Source organism: Thalassospira profundimaris (assembly GCF_003326795.1).
GTDB classification, from domain to species: domain Bacteria; phylum Pseudomonadota; class Alphaproteobacteria; order Rhodospirillales; family Thalassospiraceae; genus Thalassospira; species Thalassospira profundimaris_C.
In genome coordinates this window covers 143,029-163,955 of record NZ_JPWI01000010.1, presented here as the reverse complement: position 1 = coordinate 163,955, position 20,927 = coordinate 143,029, and the positions used below count along the sequence as shown (strand labels likewise).

Genomic DNA, 20,927 nt, shown 5'->3' with positions numbered 1-20,927 from the left:
CACAGCCTGTACTGGAATTAAGATCATGTTTGAATGGATGAGCGATCCGCATATGTGGATGGGTCTGGCAACCCTGACCGCACTGGAAATCGTTCTGGGGATCGACAATATCGTTTTCCTGTCGGTCATTGTTTCCAAACTTCCCCAGAAGCAACAGGCTGCAGCCAGACGCATTGGCCTGATCGGTGCGATGGGCATGCGACTTTTCCTGCTGGCCGGGATTGCCTGGGTGATGGAACTCACAGCCCCGCTATTCACAGCCTTTTCCCAGGAAATCAGCGGACGGGATCTGATCCTGATTGTGGGCGGCTTGTTCCTGATTGCAAAGGCATCCAAGGAAATCCATCACACGATCGACGAACCCGAGGAACACGGGCCGGGCAAACTGATGTCAGGCTTTGCCATGACAATTGTCCAGATCATGCTGCTTGATATGATCTTTTCCCTTGATAGCGTCATTACGGCCGTCGGCCTTGTCGATCACATTTCCATCATGGTGATTGCGGTGATCCTTTCAGTTCTGGTGATGCTTGCCGCAGCCAAGACCATTGGCGAATTTGTCGAAAAGCATCCTTCTGTCAAAATGCTTGCCCTGTCTTTCCTGATACTCGTCGGGTTTGTGTTGTTGCTTGATGGCGTCGAGATTCATGTTCCCAAGGGCTATATCTATTTCGCCATGGCATTCAGCCTCTCGGTCGAGACGCTTAATCTTCTGAACCGTAAACGCAAACTCAAACGTCGCGCACAAGAGAACGGATAATGAAAAAAGTTTCTCCGCCCCAATGCCTGCAAAATGCGTTCGAAACCAACAAGCTTGACCATGTCGAGGTCTTTGAGTTCCCCGATGGGACACGTTCGGCAGCAGACGCTGCCAACGCCATTGGATGTGACATCAGCGACATTGGCAAGTCACTGGTTTTCATGACGGAAAAATCAAAACCCGTTCTGATCATCATGAATGGTGCCGATCAGGTAGACCTTAACCGGGTCGCCAGCCTGATCGGTCTTTCAATCCGCAAGGCCGATGCCAATGAAGTCCGCGAACATACCGGCTACGCAATTGGTGGTGTGCCACCCTTTGGCCATGCAAAACCGGTTGAAACCCTGATTGATGCCAAGTTGCTGGCCAAGGACACCATCTGGCTTGCCGCAGGCACACCCAAAACGGTTTTCTCGCTTACACCTGATGAATTGCGTGATGTCACCGGCATTGAAACCGGGGTGAATATTTCGGCCTGATTACAAGGCTGTCAGATCAGGCCATCATCGCGGGTGGCAGAACGGGTGCCGATCTCGTCAAGTTCGTCCTGTTCTTTCTTGTCGGCTTCAGCCTGTTCTGCTTCGGCGCGATTGCGTTCGGCAATCTCGGCGGTTTTCAGTTCCTTGAAGGCATCGGCAACCTCATCACGAAAGGCGTCGATCTTTTCTTCCTGTGCGGTAATCATTTTGCTGATCGCTTCACGTTCGGCGATCACGGCATTGGCAAAGCCGCCATAGGCAAAACCGGCAAGTTCGGGATTTTCGGCAGCGACTTTCTGCTCGGCGATCACGGCCTGTTCAAGTGCAGCTTTTTCGGCCTCAAGATTACCAAGAACGCCAAGCATCTCGCCCAGTTGGCGTTGCTTGTCATCAAGCGCCCATTTACGCATTCGAACCAGTGTTTTGAAATCCTTGGCCATGGCCTATGTCCTGACACGCGTCGCGCTCAGCAGCGGTACCGGACCGATTGGTAAAACCATCATCACGAACGGTTATCCTTTATTGTCTGTCCCGGCCAAGTGCGCGCTTGGCTTCGTTAAGGTCGCGCTCATTGTCGCCTTTTGATCGGCTATTGACCTTGGGGCCGCGATTGATCTTTGGACCAGTCGAGGGCGGTGGTGCCGGCCGTGGCGGCGGCATCTCGTCAGGGATGCCTTGTGCAGCTTGAGCATTTTGGGCCGCCTGCTGGGCTTGCTGTGACTGTCTGCCTTTGGCAATGCGCGGGTCTTCGGGTTCCTGTGGCAACATGTCAAGTCGACGCGCCAGTTCAAGATACCCTTCGTTTAACCGGGTACATTCGGTTTTACGCTGCTTGAGGAATTCCTCGATCAGCGGGAAATAGTGGATGGCTTCATCGACCTTGTGATCTGTTCCCTGACGATAGGCGCCCAGCCGGATCAGCTCGGCCATATCTTCGTAGGTTGCAAGCAACTGACGGGCACGGGCAACGATCTGGTTTTCTTCCTCGCTGTTACAGCCTGGCATCGTACGCGACACGCTACGCAGGATATTGATCGCCGGATAGCGTCCCTGTTCGGCGATACTGCGGTCCAGAACCACATGACCATCAAGAATGCCGCGCACGGCATCGGAAATCGGCTCATTATGATCATCGCCGTCAACCAGCACCGTGAACAGGCCGGTAATGGATCCCTGCCCCGGCCCGCCCGGCCCCGCACGTTCAAGAAGACGTGGCAGTTCGGCAAACACGGTTGGCGTATACCCCTTTGACGCGGGGGGCTCGCCGACTGACAGACTGATTTCACGCTGTGCCATGGCAAAACGGGTAACGGAGTCCATCATGCACAGAACGTCTCGCCCGACATCACGGAAATATTCCGACAATGCCATGGTCATGTAGGCCGCCTGACGGCGCATCAATGGCGGCTCATCCGAGGTCGCCACCACGACCACAGAACGGCGCAGGCCTTCTTCCCCCAGATCATCCTCGATGAACTCGCGCGCTTCACGACCACGTTCGCCGATCAGGCCGACGACGGATACATCCGATGTTGTATGGCGGGTCATCATGGACAGCAAACTTGATTTACCCACACCCGACCCGGCAAAGATGCCCATACGCTGCCCGCGACAGCAGGTCAGAAACGTATTCATCGCCCGGATGCCCAGATCGATCTTGCCTGCGACGCGCTGACGCGAATGGGCCGATGGCGGCATGTTGCGGATCGGATAGGCCCTGTTGCCCTCGGACAATGGTCCCTTGCCATCCACCGGTTCGCCAAAGGCATTGACCACACGCCCAAGCCAGCTTTCATCCGGATAGACTTGTGGCTGGGCATCCCCCAGTTCGACCTCGCAACCGATCCCGATACCGTCAAGAATACCGAATGGCATCAAAAGGGCCCGTTCATTACGGAAACCGACGACCTCGCAAATGACTTCCTTGCCATCGCGACGTTTGACCTTGCAGCGATCGCCGACCGAAAGCGCCCCCTCAACCCCGCCAATCTCGACCAGAAGGCCCAAGACAGCCGTCACGCGTCCGACCACACGATAGTCGGGAATGCGTCGGAGTTCGGCGATGATGTTGCGACCAATCTGAAACACGCATCAGACCTTTTCAGCCAGCGGTTGATGTCAATTTCCATGGCGCGGGAAATTTCCCCGCCAAATTCAAAGGGGACTGGCAAATCGCGCCGCGTCGTACCAGATATATTGACATAATTGACGTTAAAAAGCTGTGTAGACGAAAAAAAGACAATTTTTTTGTTTACACACCCCTTCGAGGTTAACGCCGCAAACCGTTGGGAAATCTCGTATTCCGCCCCCGAGTCGCTTCTTGAGATCAAAAAAAGTTAACAAGATGCGACTCGCCTGCTTGCCACGAGTCGCAAAGCAACGTATCGTTAACGGAATGGGAAAAAATTTCCCACCGACAAACGTTGGGGCGCTTGTCAAATAACCGGATCAACACGGACTTATTGCGGAACACGGTAACGGAGCAGAGACATGCGGGTGCTGCTTGTAGAGGATGACAACACCTATGCTGACAGCATCGAATTGATGCTGAAGTCGGAAGGCATGGTGATTGACACAACCGACCTTGGGGAAGATGGTCTCGAGATCGGCAAGCTTTACGATTATGACATTATTCTTCTGGACCTGATGCTGCCAGATATTGACGGCTATGAGGTTCTCAGACGTTTGCGCGACGCACGCGTCGATACGCCGGTCCTGATCCTGTCGGGTCTGACTGAAACCGAAGACAAGGTCAAAGGCCTTGGCTTTGGCGCAGATGACTATCTTACCAAGCCTTTTGACAAGGTCGAGCTGCTGGCACGTATCCAGGCGATCGTTCGTCGTTCGCGTGGCCATGCCCAGTCGATGATCTCGACCGGAAAACTGAATGTGAACCTTGATGCCCGGACTGTCGATGTCGATGGATCACCGCTGCATCTGACCGGCAAGGAATATGGTATCCTTGAATTGTTGTCGCTGCGCAAAGGCACGACATTGACCAAGGAAATGTTCCTGAACCACCTTTATGGCGGTATGGACGAGCCGGAACTCAAGATCATTGACGTTTTTGTCTGCAAACTGCGCAAGAAAATCCAGTCTGCAACCAAAGGCGACAATTACATCCATACGGTTTGGGGCCGGGGCTATGTGCTGCGCGATCCCGATACCAACAGTGCTGCCGCCTGACATCTGACTGTTCCTGTCCAAAGAGTCCGGAAACGTCACAGCAGTGCTCGTTACAAAAAACGCCCCGGTCTGCACCGGGGCGTTTTTGCATTCAGAATGCCTAAGGCAGATGAATAAACGGGTGAATGATGCCATTGACCTGTAGCCAGTCAAACAGCTCGAATAGCGGCACAGCCAGAAAGAACACCAATCCGTCACGCAATGTTCGCCACAGTAATTTGGGCCGAACTTCAAGCGCGTCCATATCTTTCCAAGTGGAAAAGCGCGGGCCAAACCGGGGAACACGCGCCCGGTAGGCATCGAATTTCTTCGGGCCAAACAATTGCGCAAGCGCGCGCTCTTCCCGCAAGATCACCGGCAGAAACACGGCAATCGCACCAAGAACAAAAACGAGTGAAATCACAAGGCTGCCTGTCTGCGCGCCGATACCGGCAGCACCGATAAAGCTGAAAATATAGAGCGGGTTACGACTGATGGAATATGGGCCGGTGTCGGTCAGTTGCCGGGCTTTTCGGCCACCGATATAAAGCGTGCACCAGCCACGTCCCAAAATGGCAAGGACAATCAGGCAAATCCCGATCACTTCGACCAGCTCATGGGTCGACATCTGAACTTTGGCAAGCGACTGGACCAGTGGCAGGGTGCCAAGCAAAAGAATGGCAAGTCCGGCAATCACCAGCTTGCGACGTCGCTGCAATAGTGAAAGTGCCTGACGCGGCGCCGATACAGTCCCGGTTGAGTGGTGGAGCATATCAAATCCCGACGTTTCAGTTTAACGGAAACAGTCGGGACACACCGCCTGCCGACTACTTCTTGTCGTCCGGTTTGCCGAAACGTGATCGGTCAAAAGTCGTTGACGGGCGGGTCGTTCCCGAAGAACTCCCTGTGCTTCCTGTGCCTGTCGTCGGCCTTGGCGTCGTTCCACTGGTACTTGTGCCAGTACCAAGCGGGCGGCGATAGGTCGAACCGGTTGTCCCGGTCGTTCCTGTGGTTCCCGGACGGGTCGTTGAACCAGTACCAGTCGAACCTGACGGTTTGCTGAACGTGCTTCCCGTTGTTCCAGCCGGACGGATCGTGGATCCCGTCGTACCGAGCGGACGCTGGGTTGCGGTGCCGGTTGTTCCGGTTGTGCCCGTCGTTGAAGGACGAATACCGGCTGTACCGGTCGTACTGGTGCTCGCAGGACGTGGCGCAGTTGCACTGCCCGCGGTACCTGCAGTCCCGGCACCGGTTTGCATATGCTTGGGTTTGGGGAATGCAAAGCCCCCCGCAGCAGCACCGCCTGCGGCAGCCGCAGCACCGCTCGCCTGCACCTTTTCAAGGGCTGTCAAATCGACTTCTGGTGCCCCCGGACGGTTCAACTGATAAATCCCGCGCTGGCGGGCCAGCGGTTTGAATTTGTCGGAAATCCCCAGAACCGTCTCCGCACCGCCAAGGAACAGGAAACCGTCATCAGGCATCAGGGCCGAAACACGGGCAAGGACATCACTTTTGGTCGGTTGATCGAAATAGATCAGGACGTTACGGCAATAAACGACGTCAAACTGCCCCAGCGGACGGAAATCCTCAAGCAGGTTGAATTCCTTGTATTGCACCTTCGAGCGGATATCGGCGGAAATCTGCCACTGATCTTCCTTCTTTTGGAAATACTTGACCAGAAGCGTAATCGGAAGGCCCCTTTGGACCTCGAACTGGGAATACAGACCGGCGCGGGCCTTGGCCAGAATTTCGCGCGAAATATCGGTTCCGATGATCTCAACCCGCCAACCAGCAAGCTGGGCTTTGAAGTCATCAAGGATCATCGCCAGTGAATAAGGCTCCTGCCCCGAAGACGCCGCCGCACACCAGATACGCAAATGCCGTTTGGCGGCACGTTCCTTGATCATGTGCGGCAAGACAACGTGGCGGAACTGATCAAAGGGTTTTGTATCGCGGAAGAAGAAGCTTTCATTGGTCGTCATCGCATCGACGACTTCTTCAACCAGATTGCGGTCGCCGCCACGCAGCGTACCGATCAGTTCACCCAGATCCTTAAGACCGCGCTTGCGCGCAATAGGCATCAGCCGGCTTTCGAGCAGATAAGTCTTGTCCTCGCTCAGAACGAGCCCGGACTTGGACTTTATCAGTCTGCTTACGAAATCGAAGTCTTCCGGCTTCATCATTATGGGTTAACGCCCCCCCGCAAATTTTTTGATATAGGCCGCAATTCCGCCAACCGGCAGGATAGCAGAACAGATACCCGCATGTGCTGCTGCCCCTGGCATTCCCCATACAACACTGCTTTGTTCGTCCTGCGCAACAACCATGCCCCCTGCGTTGACGACGTCGCGCCCCCCCAACATACCATCCTGCCCCATGCCGGTCAGTATCGCGGTTAGAATATTTCCACCATAACTCGCGACCAGACTGCGCAACATCGGATCCACCGACGGGCGGCAGAAGTTTTCTGGCGGGTTCTGGTTCAACATCAGATGGCGCGAACCACCGCGCCCCTCTACTGTCATGTGGTAATCGCCGGGCGCAAGGTAAACCTGTCCACCGGCAATCGGCATATTGTTCTTGCCTTCCTGACACTTCAAACCGGTCAGACGGGTGATATGTTCGGCCAGAATGGTGGTAAAGGTTGCCGGCATGTGCTGGGTAATGAAAATCGGCTGACGCACACCGTTCAGCCCCCGCAAAACTTCAAACAGCGCCTGCGGACCACCGGTTGAGCTGCCAATTGCAATCGCTTCGACAGTCAGGCGCTTTTCTGGCAACAGCCTCACTTCGCCACGCGATGCCGGACGACGGACAGGTGCCGGTGCAACACCACCGCGCGCAGCACGACTGACCTTTGCGCCATCAGCAACATTCGCAGATGCGCGCTTGGGTGCCGCGACAGTGCGCGCTGCTGATGCCGTGGGTGATGTTCGTGACGGCGTGGACGCGGACTTGTGTCCGCTTCCGCCAGCCGCGACGGCGGCATCCCGGATCAGACGCCCCGGATCCCGCGAAGGTGTCTGGGGACGGGTTGGGATCGCATTTGAAACTGCAGCGCTGCGGGTCGCTGAAACACCGTCAGAAGAAGCAGCCTTGTCGGCCCCGGACAACGGTTGTGCCGATGTCGGGGTCTGCGATGCCGGGTTTGGCTGTACCGGTGCCGGACGCGTTTGCATGGCTTGCGGACGCGGATGCTGTTGCATCGGGCGCGGGCGCAGTTCGGCGGTAAATCTTTTGCGCTGAATGCGGCCCTGTTTATGAAGCTGCTGATACTCAACCGACATTTCAGCCCGGAAGGCTGTCGCCTTTCCGTCCTGATGGCCTGTTGTGTCATCATGTTCATGATCTTGTTCGGGCGGATGCGCCGCCAGCGGCTCGGACGCCTGACCTGCCTCGGGTGCTGGAGTATCGGCTAATTCCTGCCGAACTTCGGCCTGCTGTTCGATATGGGCATGTTCGACCTCGAGCATCTTGCGACGCTGTTCGGCCCATGCCTTTACCTTGTCCAGAAGCTCGGCCCGGAAACCTGCCCCGACATTCAGATCCTTTGATGAACTTGGTTTGGGGATATAATCCACCGCACCAAGGGTCATCGCCTGGAAACTGATATCGGCATTCCGCTTGGTCAGGGTCGATGCCATGATCACCCGGACTGTCGGATCGATTTCCAACAGTTTGGGCAAGGCCGTCAGCCCATCCATAACCGGCATTTCGATATCAAGAACAATGACTTCGACGCCACCCTGTTCCATTACCGACAATGCTTCTTCGCCATTATTGACCGATCCGACGACTTCAATCTCGGCGTCCTCGGTCATCATGCGTGTCACAAGTCCGCGCACAATGGCGGAATCGTCCACAATCAGAACTTTGTATGGCGAATGGATAGGCGTGTCTTCCACGTAGCAGCGTCCCCGCGTGAGTCAGGAGATCAATCTCGGAAGTCCGGAAAGGACAGAAACAGGGGCGACCGGACTAGATCAGGCCGACCTGCTCAAACTTCGCCTGAATGATCTCACTGTCGAACGGTTTCATGATGTATTCGTTCGCACCGGCTGTAATTGCTTCCTGGATATGTTCCAGATCGTTTTCCGTGGTGCAGAATACGACGACTGGCTCATCCCCGCCCGGAGTTGCGCGCAAGTCACGCAGGAAATCAATCCCGCTTTTGACCGGCATGTTCCAATCAAGCAGAACTGCTTCAGGCATGGATTCGAGGCATTTTTCCAATGCCTCCTGTCCGTCCACTGCCTCTACGACCGCAAAGCCCAATTCTTCGAGGATGCGGCGCGCCACCATTCGGATGACTTTCGAATCATCGACGACGAGACAACTCTTCATCGACTTCCTTCTCGTTTATTTAGGTCGTTAAGCCACTAACGGCAAAATATCGGACGCATTGCGCGTCCGACACATCAAAATAGGTTACCCAGCCTGCTTGATCGATGAGGTAAAATCAAGCAGACGCGTAACATCAAGAATAACCAGAAGCTTTTTATCCAGACGGAAAATACCGTCGGAAAACTCCCGCCAGCGCGGATCAAGGGTCGCCGGATTCTGTTCAAACGCCTTTTTGGGAACGCTCAGAACTTCTCCGACCTGATCAACCATCAGGCTGTAAAGCTCGCCGCCCTGATCGACAACGATGCTCATGCCCGGATCATCATCGTCCTTGTCACGCAAGCCAAGACGCTTGCGAACATCGATGGCCGTAACGATACGACCACGCAGGTTCAATGACCCTGCGACTTCTGGCGGTGCCAGCGGAATGCGGGTGATGCGCTGCGGTCCAAGAACATCCTGAACCGTCAGAACCGGAATGCCAAAAAGCTGCTTGCCGATATAAGCCGTGACGAAATCCTGACTGTCACCACCAAGATCAAGTGCGCCGCCTCTTTCATGGCTCGGGACGAGTGCGTTGCTATCGCTCATTGTACTTTCTCCCGATTACACGTTGCTCAATGTCTGGACCAGGGTCGAGACAAGGGCATCACGATCAAACTTCGCGACATAGTCGCTGAAACCGACCTGACGACCGCGTTCGAAATCTTCTTCGCTGGTATGCGAGGACAGGGCAATGATCGGAACTTCACCCCACAGCTCGTCATCCTGAAGCGCTTCGGCGAATTCAAAGCCGTTCATGCCCGGCATTTCGATATCGCTGATAATCGCATCAAACAGGATACCACGGTTCTTGAGTTCCATGGCCTGCTCAGCAGTTTCAACCGCTGTAACCCGGAAACCGGCAACCGACAGCATCGGCGTCAACAGGTTCCGGAAGAACGGGCTGTCATCGATCAGAAGAACACGCTTCTTCTCGCCGCCATTGTCCTCGGTCCCGAACCAGTCGCTGAAGGCCAGTTCAAGATAGTAACCGGCATCGATCAGATCGGTTGCCTTGCCATCGATCACAGCCGAACCGACAAGTCCGTCCTGATCTGCGGTCAGTTCAACATTGAGAACATCGTCAACGATATCGACGATCTCGTCGACGACAAGACCCATGGTCCGTTCGCGATCCTGGAAGACAAGGGTCGGCTGGCGACCTTCGGCCTTCATCTGATAGCTGCCGTCAATAAAGACCAGCGGCATCAGCTTGCCACGATACTGAACCAGCGGACGTCCGTTGGAATGTTCGATATTCTCGACATCGATTTCCTCAAGGCGGGCAACAAGTGCCAGCGGAACCGCACGCACTTCGCTACCACCAGCCCGGAAGACCAGCATCGAGGTTGTTTCGCGATCCGACGAATCGGTTTTGGCTTTGCCTTCAACACCTTGCGAACCACCAACGGTGATTTCGCCGGTACGGGTCGCAATACCGTTCGGGTCAAGGATCATGATCACGCTGCCATCACCAAGGATCGTATTCCCCGAGAACAGCGACAGATCGCGCAGGATCGGTGCAACCGGTTTGACCACGATTTCCTCGGTGTCAAACACGCGGTCAACGATGATACCGAACGAATAGGTCCCGACCTGTGCGACAACGATGAATGCTTCTTCATCAACACTTTCGTCGGTCTGGTCCTGGGTATCGAGACCCAGAATTTTCTTCAGCGTCACCAGCGGCAACAGGCGGTTACGCAACCGCAGGACCGGGGTGTCGTGAATACGCTCGATCGAATGTTCGGAATTGTTCGATGCACGAACAAGTTCCAGAACGCTGATCTGCGGAATGGCAAAGCGTTCGCCGCCACTTTCGACGATCAGTGCCGAAACAATCGCAAGAGTCAGCGGGATTTTGATGATGAAGGTCGAACCACGGCCTTCAACCGATTTCAGTTCAACCGTACCACCGATCTTTTCGATGTTGGTACGCACAACGTCCATACCCACACCACGACCGGAAACCGAAGTAACCTTTTCCGCAGTCGAGAAGCCCGGCTTGAAGATGAACTGCTGAATCTGCTGTTCACCCATGCCTTCAAGTTCACCTTCGGTGGCCAGACCGTTGGCAATGGCTTTGGCCTTGATCCGATCAAGGTTAAGACCACGACCATCATCGGAAATCTCGATGATGATGTGTCCACCTTCGTGATACGCATTCAGCGTCACGGTGCCGGTTTCAGGCTTGCCTGCTTCACGACGTCCCGGAATATCTTCCAGACCATGGTCGGCAGAGTTACGCACCATGTGGGTCAGCGGGTCCTTGATCAGTTCAAGAACCTGACGATCCAGCTCGGTATCGGCACCGATCATCTGCAGATCGATCTTCTTGTTCATCTCAAGGGCAAGGTCGCGAACAATACGCGGCAGTTTTGCCCAAGCGTTGCCAATCGGCTGCATACGGGTCTTCATCACGCCTTCCTGAAGGTCGGTCGTGATATGTGACAGGCGCTGCAACGGAACGGTAAATTCACTGTCATCCTTGCCGCGAACCATCTGCAACAGCTGGTTACGGGTCAGGACAAGCTCGGAAACCAGCGTCATCAGGTTTTCAAGCAGCTCGACATTCACACGAATGGTCTGAGCCGCGACCGAGCTTTCCTTGGCCTCGCCGCGCGGCGGTTCGGCTTTTTGCTCGGCGGCCGGTTTCTTGGCCGGGGCAACTTGCTGTGACTTCGCTGCCGCAGGCGGTGCCGCAGGAGCAGCCGGCTGTTCCTCCGGTTCCGACGAGGTTGCGAATTCCGGATCAACTTCGGTGGCATCAAAAGCAGCCTGAAGCGCATCACTATCAACCGCGACAGCACTTTCGCCAACGATCAGAGGTTCGTCCTCAACCGGTTCGGGCTCAGGTGCGGCTGCCGGTGCAGCACCACCCAGGATCGTTCCGGTGTCGGCAAAATGGTTCAGGCGGGCAATCAGATCGGCATCATCGCCATCCGGTTCGGCTTCATTCTGCTCAAGCTCGCCAAGCAGGTATTTAATTGTATCGATGGACTCAAGAACCAGCGTTACGGCTTCGGCGGTTACAACCAGCTCGCCGTCGCGGATCTTGCCCAGAACGTTCTCGCCTGCATGTGCGACGGCTTCAAGTCGCGGCAGACCAAGGAAACCACAGGTCCCCTTGATGGTATGCACCAAACGGAAGATGTTCGACAAAATGTCCGGATCATTCGGGTTCTGCTCAAGCTTCACCAACTCAACGTCAAGCGTCGAGAGACTTTCCGAAGTCTCGGTCAGAAATTCACTTAATAGATCGTCCATATACCCCCTCCAAATCTCCGGCAAAGGGACGTTTGCCGGAACCGGAACTCCCATTCTAAACGCGCATGGCGAGAAACGTATGTTACATCGGTTACTTACGTAGAAGCTACCACACGTTATTACCAGACCCGCAGATCAATTTTTTATCCATAGATCAATGCAATATTTGCTTCCTGTTGCAAGACTGAAAGCTCCCCACCCGTCCGATTGGCCAGATTTAACACAAAAAATCCATGTACAGTACGTGGATCAAGCCCGTCTGCGGCGACGTCTTTCTCCAATACTGCCATGACTTCCGGACGAAATGCCGCACGTTTGCCTTCTGCAAGGACGGTTGTGCGACCGGATTCGTGTGAAACCGCAATCTTTCCGCCAAAAGGCAGAGCTTCACGGGCGAGCATCACCATATTGAGAACGACTCGTCCATGAGCTGGATCAATCGGCAAATCAGGCCAATCAAGATTGACCTTGCCCTCGGCATCATAGGTCTGACGCACCGCATCGCGCATGGATTTGGTATCGACACTGTTGCCCGCCCGACCAAAGGCCAGCCGGAACAATTGCAGACGCCGTGCAGCTTCAAGGCCGCTTTTGCGCATCAGGGCAAGTGCCTCGTCATCGGCAACGCCATCTTCGCCCATCAGTTCCGCCCCGGCATTGACAGCACCAACCGGGCCGACAAGGTCGTGGCAAATGCGCGAACTGATCAGTTCGATCAGCGTCATTTCAAGGGCGAGGTCCTGAACCATTTTTCGGGTTCTCCAAGGTATTTCTATTTGTTCTTCAAAGCATCACGTCCCCAAACATGACGCCCGGTCTCTCTGGTGGCACAGATTGCCCCCTGATATGTTAAGAGCTTATTTAGCGGAGGCGAAATTTAAGCCGCCCAACCCGGCAAATATTGCCGCCTGCCTGTTGCCAGGATGACAGCGCGACGTCCCCGCCGCACTGAATAATTGCGGGATGTCAAAGGCCCAACTATATATAACCCAGACACATTGCAGACTGGGAACCCAATGGATTTCTTGCTGACTCCTGGCACCATCGTTCGCCACCCGAACCAGCCCGATTGGGGGCTCGGCCGTATTCAGGCCGTTGATGGCGACAGAATCGCCGTCAATTTCGAAGAGGCCGGCCGCCAGATCATCCGGCCCCGCCATGTCGTGCTCGAAATTGTCGAGGCCGCTGTCGGCTACGAATAAAGTGCCCTTCATGCGCGATCGCGCCGGTTTCGAATTACGGGCCCGTGATCAAAGGCCCGAAGCGCTGTCCTTGGCACACGAATTGCTGACACCAATTTATTAATAAATTCGGCGTATGCAGGATCAGGGCCTCTTGGATTCTATCCTTACAGATAGATCTGCCTGATCATGTATCACCGTGATAATCAAGGTCTGGACACTTCATGATTGCAGCCAATAAACCACCACGCGACAGTTTTAAGCAGCGCCACCATGTTGCCGCCTTTACGGTACTGGAACAATTCGCCCAGGGGCTGATCCATCACGCGCGCAACCATGGCGGCGCGATTACCGAAGAACAAATCATCAAGGCAATTGACGGTCTTCGCGAAAAGGAAGACCTGTTTGACGGGGCATGGGCGGTTCTTGAAAGCGACCTTGAATCGATCAAGGCCCGTGAACATGCTGCTGTCCGGCACGACCCGTTCGGGCGGTTGCTGGTGTCACGCTTTGAACATCTGCTTGAAGGCGATGCTGCGGGCACGCTTGAAGAAGGCGCATTGTCACGCGACATCCTGCAGCCGTTCTTCAAGGTCATCCGCATGATGGTCGGCATGGACATGCTTCAGGAAATCGACCGCGAAATTCACGAAATCATCGAAGCCCACGCCGAAGACGAAGACGAATTGCGCAATCCGTCGGAATATTGGGACCATCTGGCCAAGGAACCGGCGGTCAAGCTGCGCATCAATCTGGTCTTTGCCCGCATGGCGCTTCATTTCCGCGATTACGATCATCGCAAAAAATGGCTGCTGCAACTGGTCAATGACAACCTGCCGTCTGGCGAAGTCCACTGGCACTTCACCGAGGCCCATTGCGTTCGCCTGCTTGATGCCCTGTTTGGCGATGTTCGTGAAATCCTTCGGGTCCCCGAACATTCCGCAGAACTGGTTGCCAAAATGGGCAGCGAAGATGTCGCAACCCTGCGCGAAGTCATGAAGTCGATTGACGCCGACATTGCCCGCCATTCGGCATCGTAAGCCAGACGCGTCCAAAGCGACGCACAGTTACCCGTCGGTTACCCGCCGGTGACCTATAACAGAGGCCGCACAGGTGATATCATTCTGCACCCTGTGCGGCTTTTTTCGTTTGCACCTGACGGAAAGGTGATCACAGACATTCTAAACGGGCTGGTCAACACCGGGGCTGCTGTGCCACAGTCTGATATCAAGGCCCCGCGAAACCAGAGCTAATGTTGCAAACCAACGCCATGACCAAACCACTGATCGACAAATACGGCCGGCATGTCTCCTACCTGCGCGTTTCTGTAACGGATCGCTGCGATTTCCGCTGCACCTATTGCATGGCGGAAAACATGACCTTCCTGCCAAAATCCGAAGTCCTGACGCTCGAGGAACTCGATCAGCTTTGCTCTGCCTTTATCAATCGCGGTGTGCGCAAATTGCGCCTGACCGGTGGCGAACCGCTGGTGCGCCGTGGCATCATGGATCTGATTTCCGATCTGTCGCGTCATCTCAAAACCGGTGCGCTTGATGAACTGACCATGACCACCAATGGCAGCCAGCTTGCCACCTATGCCGATGATCTGGCCCGCCTTGGCGTCAAGCGCCTGAACATCTCGCTTGATAGCCTTGATTCCCAGAAATTCACCGAAATCACCCGCCGTGGCCGCCTTGAACAGGTTCTCGCAGGGCTTGAAGCCGCCAAGGCTGCCGGGATCAGCATCAAGATCAATACGGTTGCCCTTCGGAACTTCAACGAAGATGAAATGTCGCGTCTGGTGTCATGGTGCGGGAAAGAAGGTTTCGATCTTTGCCTAATCGAAACCATGCCGCTTGGCGATATCGATGGTGATCGCACCGATCAGTACTTGCCACTGACGGTGGTCCGCGAACGTCTGGAACAGGAATTCACCCTGATCCCGTCCGATCACGTCACCCCCGGCCCGGCCCGCTATACCACCGTGGCCGAAACCGGTGGGCGTCTGGGCTTCATCACCCCGTTGACCCATAATTTCTGCGAAGGTTGCAACCGCGTGCGTGTGACCTGCACCGGTACGCTTTACATGTGCCTTGGTCAGGAAGACCACGTTGATTTGCGCGCCGCCCTGCGTACTGGCGACCCACGCGCCCTTGATCAGATGCTTGATGCCGCCATGGACCTCAAACCCAAAGGCCATGACTTCGTGATTGACCGCAAAGGCCAGAAACCGGCTGTCGGTCGTCATATGAGCATGACCGGGGGCTAAGCAGCCCCCGCTATGATTTTCCCAAATTTTCGTGATTGATTTACCGGCACGGACATCAAGTGTGCTGAACAGTCTGTGCAATCGCTGCTGCCAAAACCGGTTACCGGGACATCGGGCGCATATCGTTGCAAGCGGGCCCTGAGTTCGCACTCATTCCCGCCCGGCACCACCAGCACAGACACAATCCGCCCTGCCCCGTTTGAGGTCAGTTCATCGACATGCCAATGGGGTTTCTTATCCTGTTTGCAGTGGCGTTTGACGCGCGCAGCAATGCCGCCGGGGCCGTTGGCCGAGCCACAATAAAGGTAGGTGCCTTTGGGCAAAATGGTTCCGGCGAAGCGTTTGTTCTGAAGGACAAGATCATTTGCCAGTTCGATCACCAGCACATAGGCCCCGGCAACTTTGGGAAGCTGCCGGAGCGTTTGGTCATTTATCGTTTCAATAAACTGTGTCACTGGCCGTCTTGATCGCGCAACAGCAGATCAATCGAAAGCCCCGGCCCGGCCATGCCATTGACCAGCACCGGTTCGCAATGTTCGTTGATCCGTGACGCTATGCGCTGGCGATAGCCGCTAAAGCGCTTTGATTCCACTACATCCACCGGTTCATCAAGATGCACCTCAACCCGGAAAACGCCCGGTGTCGGGGTGGCCGTCACACTGCGGATCAATCCGGTGACCGCATGGCCAAGGTACGATCCGGCAAAGCGTTTGCCGATGCCAAGATCGGAAACATTGGTCGGGATGTTCCGTCGCGCCATGGCGACCGCGGTATTCCAGTCCCGGAAACCGTGGCTTTGCGCCAAAAGTTCCAGCGATCCGGCATGCGAGATTGATACATCGCGCGCGGCCAAGGCTTTGCGCAGGCGTTTTGCCTGTGCCTTGAATTGTTCAGTCGCATCCGTGTCGATATCGGCACGGCTGATATTCAGACTGTTTGAAGTCATTTTCGTCTCCACACAGGAGGCCGGGGGTCCGCATTGCCGGGCCGTACCCTGATCGGGAAACGGGTCCGTTTAATTCATAAGCGCCACTTTACCAAAGGATAACCTTGCGGACGGCGGGTGTGCGCAACCCAAGGCTGGGTAATTAGCGTAATATCGCTTCCAAGACAAGCTTCACAGCATCTTTCACCAATGTTTGTTCCTGCCCCGCGCGCAGAAATTGACAGCCCCCGTGACAACAACATATACCAGATAAAAGAGGTTTAATCGGGGCCCGCCACATGCCGCCGATCAATTATAAGGAATAAACGCCATGGCCATGGAAGCCTATGAAATCGAAAACATGATCAAGGAAGCCCTTCCTGACGCCGATGTCCGGATCGAGGATCTGCGCGGTGATGGCGATCATTATGCTGCAATTGTTGTGTCTGAATCCTTCCGCGGCAAAACCCGCGTGGTTCAGCACCAGATGGTTTATTCCGCGCTCAAGGGCAAAATGGGCGGCGATCTGCATGCCCTTGCCCTTCAGACGTCAGCACCGGAATAACCCGCCAGTTGCATGCGCCATACGCCAGTCGGTATTTTGGCAAAAGGCAAGATTTTTTTTCGGGCGCCGACCACCTATCGGCGCCCGATTTCGTTAAAACCGGAACCGCCCGCCGCCACACCCACGATCCGGTTTGACCAGCCCCATTAACTGACCACGGCTCATCAAATGTCATCACAGGAAAAGCCTGCTCTGATCGGTGCCGGACCACTTGCCGGACTTGGTGCCTTTACCATCTGGGGCATTTTTGGCCTGTATTTCAAAATGGTATCCTTTGCGGTGCCGCTTGAAATCCTGTCACACCGGATCATCTGGTCAGCGGTTTTGACATTCGCGATGATCTTTGCACTTGGCCGTCGCAAACAGCTTTGGGTTCTGATTTCCTCGGCCAAGACGCTGGGGCTTTTGTTCCTGAGCAGTTTGCTGGTGGCGGGAAACTGGGTGATCTATATCTGGGCGGTCAATAGCGGCAACGCGCTTGAAGCAAGCCTTGGCTACTACATCATGCCGCTGATCATGCTGATCCTTGCGCGGATTTTCTTTGCCGAAAAACTTAACCGGATTCAGATCCTGTCGGTTGGCATCTGTGCCATCGGGGTCATAAACCTTCTGGTCTTTTACGGACAATTGCCCTGGATTGCGCTTAGCCTGTCATCCCTTTTTGGCTTTTACGGGGTGATCCGCAAATTTGTACCAGCCGATCCGATTGCCGGACTGTTTGTGGAATGTGCGCTGATCACGCCAATTGCCCTTGGCTATATGATCTGGCTAAGCGGACAGGGCGGCATGGCATTTGGCCATACCGGCACGACCAATGATCTGCTTTTGGTCGGACTGGGTGTTTGCACCACAGTCCCGCTTGTCCTGTTTGCCTATGCCGCGCGGAACATGAAATTCTCGGTTCTGGGCTTGATGCAATATCTCAATCCGACCCTGCAGTTCTTTGTCGCGGTTCTGGTATTTGGAGAAACCTTTACCAGCGCGCATATGGTCACCTATGGTCTTGTGTGGTTCGGACTTGGTATTTTTACATGGGATAACTTTCGCACAGCCCGTAAAAACCGCCGCAACAGTTGACAGAACCTCAGGTTCCAGCCATATCTTCGGCCATAAAAGTTTAACTCGTTTCCGCGGACACAAGATCGCCGCTCAAGCCAAGGACAATCATTATGACCGACAATCCGGTTTTCGATCGCATCCAGAAGGACATCAACGATAACGACATCGTTCTGTTCATGAAGGGCACCGCAATGTTCCCGCAGTGCGGCTTCTCTGCTGCCGTGGTTCAGGTCATGGCCGAGCTTGGCGTTCAGTTCAAGGACATCAACGTTCTGGTAGACCCGGCAATCCGTCAGGGTATCAAGGACTTCTCGAACTGGCCGACCATTCCGCAGCTTTACGTCAAGGGCGAGTTCCTTGGTGGTTGCGACATTGTACGCGAAATGTTTGCTTCGGGCGAACTGGCCCAGCATCTTAAAGACAAGGGCGTTGCTGTCGCGGCCTAAGGCGCGCAACACACCCGACGCTAAAACGCGCTGTGGCCATGCCCGGCGCGTTTTTTTGTGCCTTTGACTGTTCAAAATACATCCTTGGCGTTTATTACCCCTACGTCGCAAAACTATTTCTTGATGCTTGGGACCAAGTTCCCCATCTTTGTGAGATGCGAAACATCGCGTAACAGGGGAAAAGACCAGGGATGAAACGAGCAATCAAAACAATGGCATGGCTGGCAATCTGGCTGGTTTCTGCATGCTTTGTCGCCCAGCACACACCTGCATCTGCACAAATGGCTGCCGTTGCCGCCATGGCCGGATCAAATGATGCTGCCCCTGCCACATCCAACCCGGCCAGCGCGCCCGATGATGTTGCAGCCGAGGCCTTCAGCTATTACGCGTTCCTTGATGATGGCATCAACCGCACCAAGGCCCATATTGACGAAACCCTTCGCGGTTTTGCCGCCTTCCCCGACGAAGTTGACGCCACCCTGGCCCTGATGTCTTCGGATTTCGGCAAGACCGGTCTGATGTGGGTTGCCATTTTCACGGCTGTTTTTGTTGGTGTCGGAATCATTGCCGAGATCATCTATCGCCGGTTTTCTGCATCCATGTGTGCCTATCTTGAGGCCCAGACACCCGAAAAATTCTCCGACCGCCTCAAACAGATCATCGCCCTTTGTGTGCTTTCACTGCTGTCACTTGGTGTATTTGCCATCGGGTCGGTGGGCACATTCCTGATCTTTGACTGGCCGCCAATCATGAAAGCAGCGGTGATGTCGTTGCTGACATCGTTCTTCCTGCTGCGCATCCTGATGATCATTTTGCAGTTCCTGTTTGCGCCCAAGGCCGATGGTCTTCGCATGATCAATGTTGATCCGCTTGCAGCCACTGCCCTGACCAAAAGCCTGACCTGGGCGGCGGGGATTTCCCTGTTTGCATTCGGGCTGGCCGGTGTATTCAGCGCCGCACCAACCATGGTCCTGGGCGATGTGATCCTGTTTGACCTTGCCGTATTGATCGCAGTCATTTCATTCTGTGTCGCGACATGGTGGCTTGGCCGGTTCTTTGCCAGCCACACAGCAACCAATGAAGTCGAAAAGATCGCCCTGCCAACCTCGATTGCCCGTCTATGGCCTGCGATTGTTTCGGCCTGGCTGATCCTTGTCGGCGGGGCGGCAATTGTCGGGGCGGAGCGCGCACTCAAGGCCTTGCTGGTGATCGGTCTGGCCTGTCTGTTTGATGTGATCTTCCGCAACATCATCGAAGGCCAGCATCGCATCAAGGTCAAAGCCGCCGAACAGGAAGCAACCGAGCGAAATGCTGCGGCACAGGCAAATGCCCTTGAACATGACGAAGAATACCAGCCGGTCAAACCCATGCTTCCGGTCTTCACCACCGTTTTGAAACGCGGCGTGCGCCTGCTGGCTCTGGTCTTTGTGCTGGCTGGCATGTGGCGCATCTGGGGTCTGGATCGTCTGGCGATGGCAGAGGATGCCGGGATCTTTGCCCGGATCATTGATGCATCAACCGAAATCATCATGATCCTTCTGATTGCCGATCTGATCTGGTCGCTGATCAAGACATTCCTTGATGAACGCATGAGCGCGTCAAACAGTGGTCATGGCGGTGACGAAGGTGGTGGTGCCGGGCTGTCACGCATTGAAACCCTGCTGCCGCTGCTCAAGAACTTTGCCCTGACGGTAATCGTGATCATGGTGGCCATGGTCACGCTGTCATCGCTTGGCGTTGATATCGGGCCGCTGATTGCCGGTGCAGGCGTGGTTGGTCTGGCGCTTGGCTTTGGCAGTCAGGCACTTGTGCGTGACGTTGTCGCGGGTGTGTTCTTCCTGCTTGATGATGCATTCCGCCTTGGCGAATATATCGAGGTCGACAACCTCAGGGGGCGGGTTGAAAACATCTCGATCCGGTCGATGCAGTTGCGTCACCATCGCGGTCCGCTTCAGACCGTGCCGTTTGGCGAAATCAAATCCATCGTCAACCACAGCCGCGACTGGGTCATCGTCAAACTGGAATTCCGTGTGCCGTTTGAAACCGACGTCAACAAGATCAAAAAGCTGGTCAAAAAGCTTTCTGCCGATCTTCTTAATGATCCGCTGATCGGCGACAGCTTCATCGAACCGCTGAAATCCCAGGGTGTGCGCCGGATGGAGGAATTCAACATGGTGATCGGGTTGAAATATACCTCCAAACCCGGTGAACAATTCACCATTCGCAAAACCGTCTATCAAAGCGTTCTGGCGATGTTCAAGGAAAACGGTATCCAGATGGCATCGCGCAACGTCAAGGTCGATGTCCCTGCCGACGCCACACCGGAACAAAAACAGGAAGCCGTTGCCGCCGCGGCCCAACAGGCATCCGAGCAACTTAACAAGCCATAGCTGTTGCTGGCATCCTGACAGGCCTGAAAGACAAA

General features: G+C 55.0%; 21 protein-coding genes. 10 read left to right on the top strand and 11 right to left on the bottom strand.

Features of this window, described 5'->3' with window-relative positions; translation table 11 throughout:
• Positions 1–25: 25 nt before the first annotated feature.
• Together TH30_RS15645 and TH30_RS15640 are read left to right on the top strand one after the other, a co-directional pair.
• Positions 26–760 (top strand): TerC family protein, encoded by a 735-nt coding sequence (locus TH30_RS15645; protein ID WP_114099015.1) that lies wholly within the window; start codon positions 26–28, stop codon positions 758–760.
• Positions 760–1,239 (top strand): YbaK/EbsC family protein, encoded by a 480-nt coding sequence (locus TH30_RS15640; RefSeq protein ID WP_114099014.1) that lies wholly within the window; start codon positions 760–762, stop codon positions 1,237–1,239. The genes TH30_RS15645 and TH30_RS15640 overlap by 1 nt, the downstream gene beginning before the upstream one ends.
• A gap of 11 nt (positions 1,240–1,250) precedes the next feature.
• Here the strand turns inward: TH30_RS15640 and TH30_RS15635 are convergent, their stop codons facing one another.
• Positions 1,251–1,679: a flagellar export protein FliJ gene (locus TH30_RS15635; protein WP_114099013.1), complete on the bottom strand. Its 429-nt coding sequence runs from the start codon at positions 1,677–1,679 to the stop codon at positions 1,251–1,253.
• 79 nt (positions 1,680–1,758) lie between these two features.
• Positions 1,759–3,327 (bottom strand): flagellar protein export ATPase FliI, encoded by a 1,569-nt coding sequence (gene fliI / locus TH30_RS15630; protein ID WP_114099012.1) that lies wholly within the window; start codon positions 3,325–3,327, stop codon positions 1,759–1,761.
• Between the two features lie 402 nt (positions 3,328–3,729).
• On the opposite strand from fliI, the gene ctrA reads away from it, so the two are divergent.
• The gene (gene ctrA / locus TH30_RS15625; RefSeq protein ID WP_068518026.1) at positions 3,730–4,425 is read left to right on the top strand and encodes a response regulator transcription factor CtrA; all 696 of its coding nucleotides are present in this window, start codon (positions 3,730–3,732) and stop codon (positions 4,423–4,425) included.
• Between the two features lie 100 nt (positions 4,426–4,525).
• On the opposite strand, the gene TH30_RS15620 is transcribed toward ctrA, so the two are convergent.
• The 7 genes from TH30_RS15620 to TH30_RS15590 all read right to left on the bottom strand — a co-directional run bounded on the left by TH30_RS15620 (position 4,526) and on the right by TH30_RS15590 (position 12,806).
• Positions 4,526–5,176, bottom strand: coding sequence for a methyltransferase family protein (locus TH30_RS15620; RefSeq protein ID WP_114099011.1), 651 nt, complete (start codon positions 5,174–5,176; stop codon positions 4,526–4,528).
• Positions 5,177–5,231: 55 nt separating this feature from the next.
• A complete protein-coding gene (locus tag TH30_RS22630; protein WP_114099010.1) occupies positions 5,232–6,587 on the bottom strand; it encodes a CheR family methyltransferase in 1,356 nt (451 codons plus the stop codon).
• A 6-nt stretch (positions 6,588–6,593) separates the two neighbouring features.
• Positions 6,594–8,309, bottom strand: coding sequence for a chemotaxis protein CheB (locus TH30_RS15610; RefSeq protein WP_114099009.1), 1,716 nt, complete (start codon positions 8,307–8,309; stop codon positions 6,594–6,596).
• A 73-nt stretch (positions 8,310–8,382) separates the two neighbouring features.
• A complete protein-coding gene (locus TH30_RS15605; protein ID WP_114099008.1) occupies positions 8,383–8,748 on the bottom strand; it encodes a response regulator in 366 nt (121 codons plus the stop codon).
• A gap of 84 nt (positions 8,749–8,832) precedes the next feature.
• Positions 8,833–9,339 carry a chemotaxis protein CheW gene (locus TH30_RS15600; RefSeq protein ID WP_114099007.1) on the bottom strand — a complete coding sequence of 169 codons (507 nt, stop codon included), beginning with the start codon at positions 9,337–9,339 and terminating at the stop codon, positions 8,833–8,835.
• Between the two features lie 15 nt (positions 9,340–9,354).
• Positions 9,355–12,057, bottom strand: coding sequence for a hybrid sensor histidine kinase/response regulator (locus TH30_RS15595; protein WP_114099006.1), 2,703 nt, complete (start codon positions 12,055–12,057; stop codon positions 9,355–9,357).
• A 143-nt stretch (positions 12,058–12,200) separates the two neighbouring features.
• On the bottom strand, positions 12,201–12,806 hold the full coding sequence (locus TH30_RS15590) for a histidine phosphotransferase family protein (protein ID WP_114099005.1): 606 nt from the start codon (positions 12,804–12,806) through the stop codon (positions 12,201–12,203).
• A gap of 267 nt (positions 12,807–13,073) precedes the next feature.
• On the opposite strand from TH30_RS15590, the gene TH30_RS15585 reads away from it, so the two are divergent.
• The 3 genes from TH30_RS15585 to moaA all read left to right on the top strand — a co-directional run bounded on the left by TH30_RS15585 (position 13,074) and on the right by moaA (position 15,507).
• The gene (locus TH30_RS15585; protein ID WP_068517193.1) at positions 13,074–13,259 is read left to right on the top strand and encodes a DUF3553 domain-containing protein; all 186 of its coding nucleotides are present in this window, start codon (positions 13,074–13,076) and stop codon (positions 13,257–13,259) included.
• A gap of 203 nt (positions 13,260–13,462) precedes the next feature.
• On the top strand, positions 13,463–14,278 hold the full coding sequence (locus tag TH30_RS15580) for a hypothetical protein (protein ID WP_114099004.1): 816 nt from the start codon (positions 13,463–13,465) through the stop codon (positions 14,276–14,278).
• A gap of 230 nt (positions 14,279–14,508) precedes the next feature.
• On the top strand, positions 14,509–15,507 hold the full coding sequence (moaA, locus tag TH30_RS15575; protein ID WP_114099058.1) for a GTP 3',8-cyclase MoaA: 999 nt from the start codon (positions 14,509–14,511) through the stop codon (positions 15,505–15,507).
• On the opposite strand, the gene TH30_RS15570 is transcribed toward moaA, so the two are convergent.
• Positions 15,504–15,962, bottom strand: a complete 459-nt coding sequence (locus tag TH30_RS15570) for a GIY-YIG nuclease family protein (RefSeq protein WP_258548748.1) — start codon at positions 15,960–15,962, stop codon at positions 15,504–15,506. The two genes, moaA and TH30_RS15570, sit on opposite strands and share 4 nt — an antisense overlap.
• The gene (locus tag TH30_RS15565; RefSeq protein WP_114099003.1) at positions 15,959–16,453 is read right to left on the bottom strand and encodes a glyoxalase superfamily protein; all 495 of its coding nucleotides are present in this window, start codon (positions 16,451–16,453) and stop codon (positions 15,959–15,961) included. Before TH30_RS15565 ends, TH30_RS15570 begins: the two co-directional genes overlap by 4 nt.
• A 310-nt stretch (positions 16,454–16,763) precedes the next feature.
• Here TH30_RS15565 and TH30_RS15560 point away from each other — a divergent pair, with 310 nt between their 5' ends.
• The 4 genes from TH30_RS15560 to TH30_RS15545 all read left to right on the top strand — a co-directional run bounded on the left by TH30_RS15560 (position 16,764) and on the right by TH30_RS15545 (position 20,892).
• A complete protein-coding gene (locus TH30_RS15560) occupies positions 16,764–16,997 on the top strand; it encodes a BolA family protein (RefSeq protein ID WP_114099002.1) in 234 nt (77 codons plus the stop codon).
• A 168-nt stretch (positions 16,998–17,165) separates the two neighbouring features.
• On the top strand, positions 17,166–18,074 hold the full coding sequence (gene rarD / locus TH30_RS15555; protein WP_114099001.1) for an EamA family transporter RarD: 909 nt from the start codon (positions 17,166–17,168) through the stop codon (positions 18,072–18,074).
• A 92-nt stretch (positions 18,075–18,166) separates the two neighbouring features.
• Entirely contained in the window at positions 18,167–18,502 is a 336-nt protein-coding gene (gene grxD / locus TH30_RS15550; protein ID WP_114099000.1) for a Grx4 family monothiol glutaredoxin, read from the top strand.
• 191 nt (positions 18,503–18,693) lie between these two features.
• A complete protein-coding gene (locus TH30_RS15545) occupies positions 18,694–20,892 on the top strand; it encodes a mechanosensitive ion channel family protein (protein ID WP_114098999.1) in 2,199 nt (732 codons plus the stop codon).
• Positions 20,893–20,927: the final 35 nt, after the last annotated feature.

Coding starts and splice junctions, on each gene's coding strand:
- TH30_RS15645 (WP_114099015.1), top strand. CDS start 26: ATGTTTGAATGGATGAGCGATCCGCATATGTGGATGGGTCTGGCAACC.
- TH30_RS15640 (WP_114099014.1), top strand. CDS start 760: ATGAAAAAAGTTTCTCCGCCCCAATGCCTGCAAAATGCGTTCGAAACC.
- TH30_RS15635 (WP_114099013.1), bottom strand. CDS start 1,679: ATGGCCAAGGATTTCAAAACACTGGTTCGAATGCGTAAATGGGCGCTT.
- ctrA (WP_068518026.1), top strand. CDS start 3,730: ATGCGGGTGCTGCTTGTAGAGGATGACAACACCTATGCTGACAGCATC.
- TH30_RS15620 (WP_114099011.1), bottom strand. CDS start 5,176: ATGCTCCACCACTCAACCGGGACTGTATCGGCGCCGCGTCAGGCACTT.
- TH30_RS22630 (WP_114099010.1), bottom strand. CDS start 6,587: ATGATGAAGCCGGAAGACTTCGATTTCGTAAGCAGACTGATAAAGTCC.
- TH30_RS15605 (WP_114099008.1), bottom strand. CDS start 8,748: ATGAAGAGTTGTCTCGTCGTCGATGATTCGAAAGTCATCCGAATGGTG.
- TH30_RS15600 (WP_114099007.1), bottom strand. CDS start 9,339: ATGAGCGATAGCAACGCACTCGTCCCGAGCCATGAAAGAGGCGGCGCA.
- TH30_RS15595 (WP_114099006.1), bottom strand. CDS start 12,057: ATGGACGATCTATTAAGTGAATTTCTGACCGAGACTTCGGAAAGTCTC.
- TH30_RS15590 (WP_114099005.1), bottom strand. CDS start 12,806: ATGGTTCAGGACCTCGCCCTTGAAATGACGCTGATCGAACTGATCAGT.
- TH30_RS15585 (WP_068517193.1), top strand. CDS start 13,074: ATGGATTTCTTGCTGACTCCTGGCACCATCGTTCGCCACCCGAACCAG.
- TH30_RS15580 (WP_114099004.1), top strand. CDS start 13,463: ATGATTGCAGCCAATAAACCACCACGCGACAGTTTTAAGCAGCGCCAC.
- moaA (WP_114099058.1), top strand. CDS start 14,509: ATGACCAAACCACTGATCGACAAATACGGCCGGCATGTCTCCTACCTG.
- TH30_RS15565 (WP_114099003.1), bottom strand. CDS start 16,453: ATGACTTCAAACAGTCTGAATATCAGCCGTGCCGATATCGACACGGAT.
- TH30_RS15560 (WP_114099002.1), top strand. CDS start 16,764: ATGGCCATGGAAGCCTATGAAATCGAAAACATGATCAAGGAAGCCCTT.
- rarD (WP_114099001.1), top strand. CDS start 17,166: ATGTCATCACAGGAAAAGCCTGCTCTGATCGGTGCCGGACCACTTGCC.
- grxD (WP_114099000.1), top strand. CDS start 18,167: ATGACCGACAATCCGGTTTTCGATCGCATCCAGAAGGACATCAACGAT.
- TH30_RS15545 (WP_114098999.1), top strand. CDS start 18,694: ATGAAACGAGCAATCAAAACAATGGCATGGCTGGCAATCTGGCTGGTT.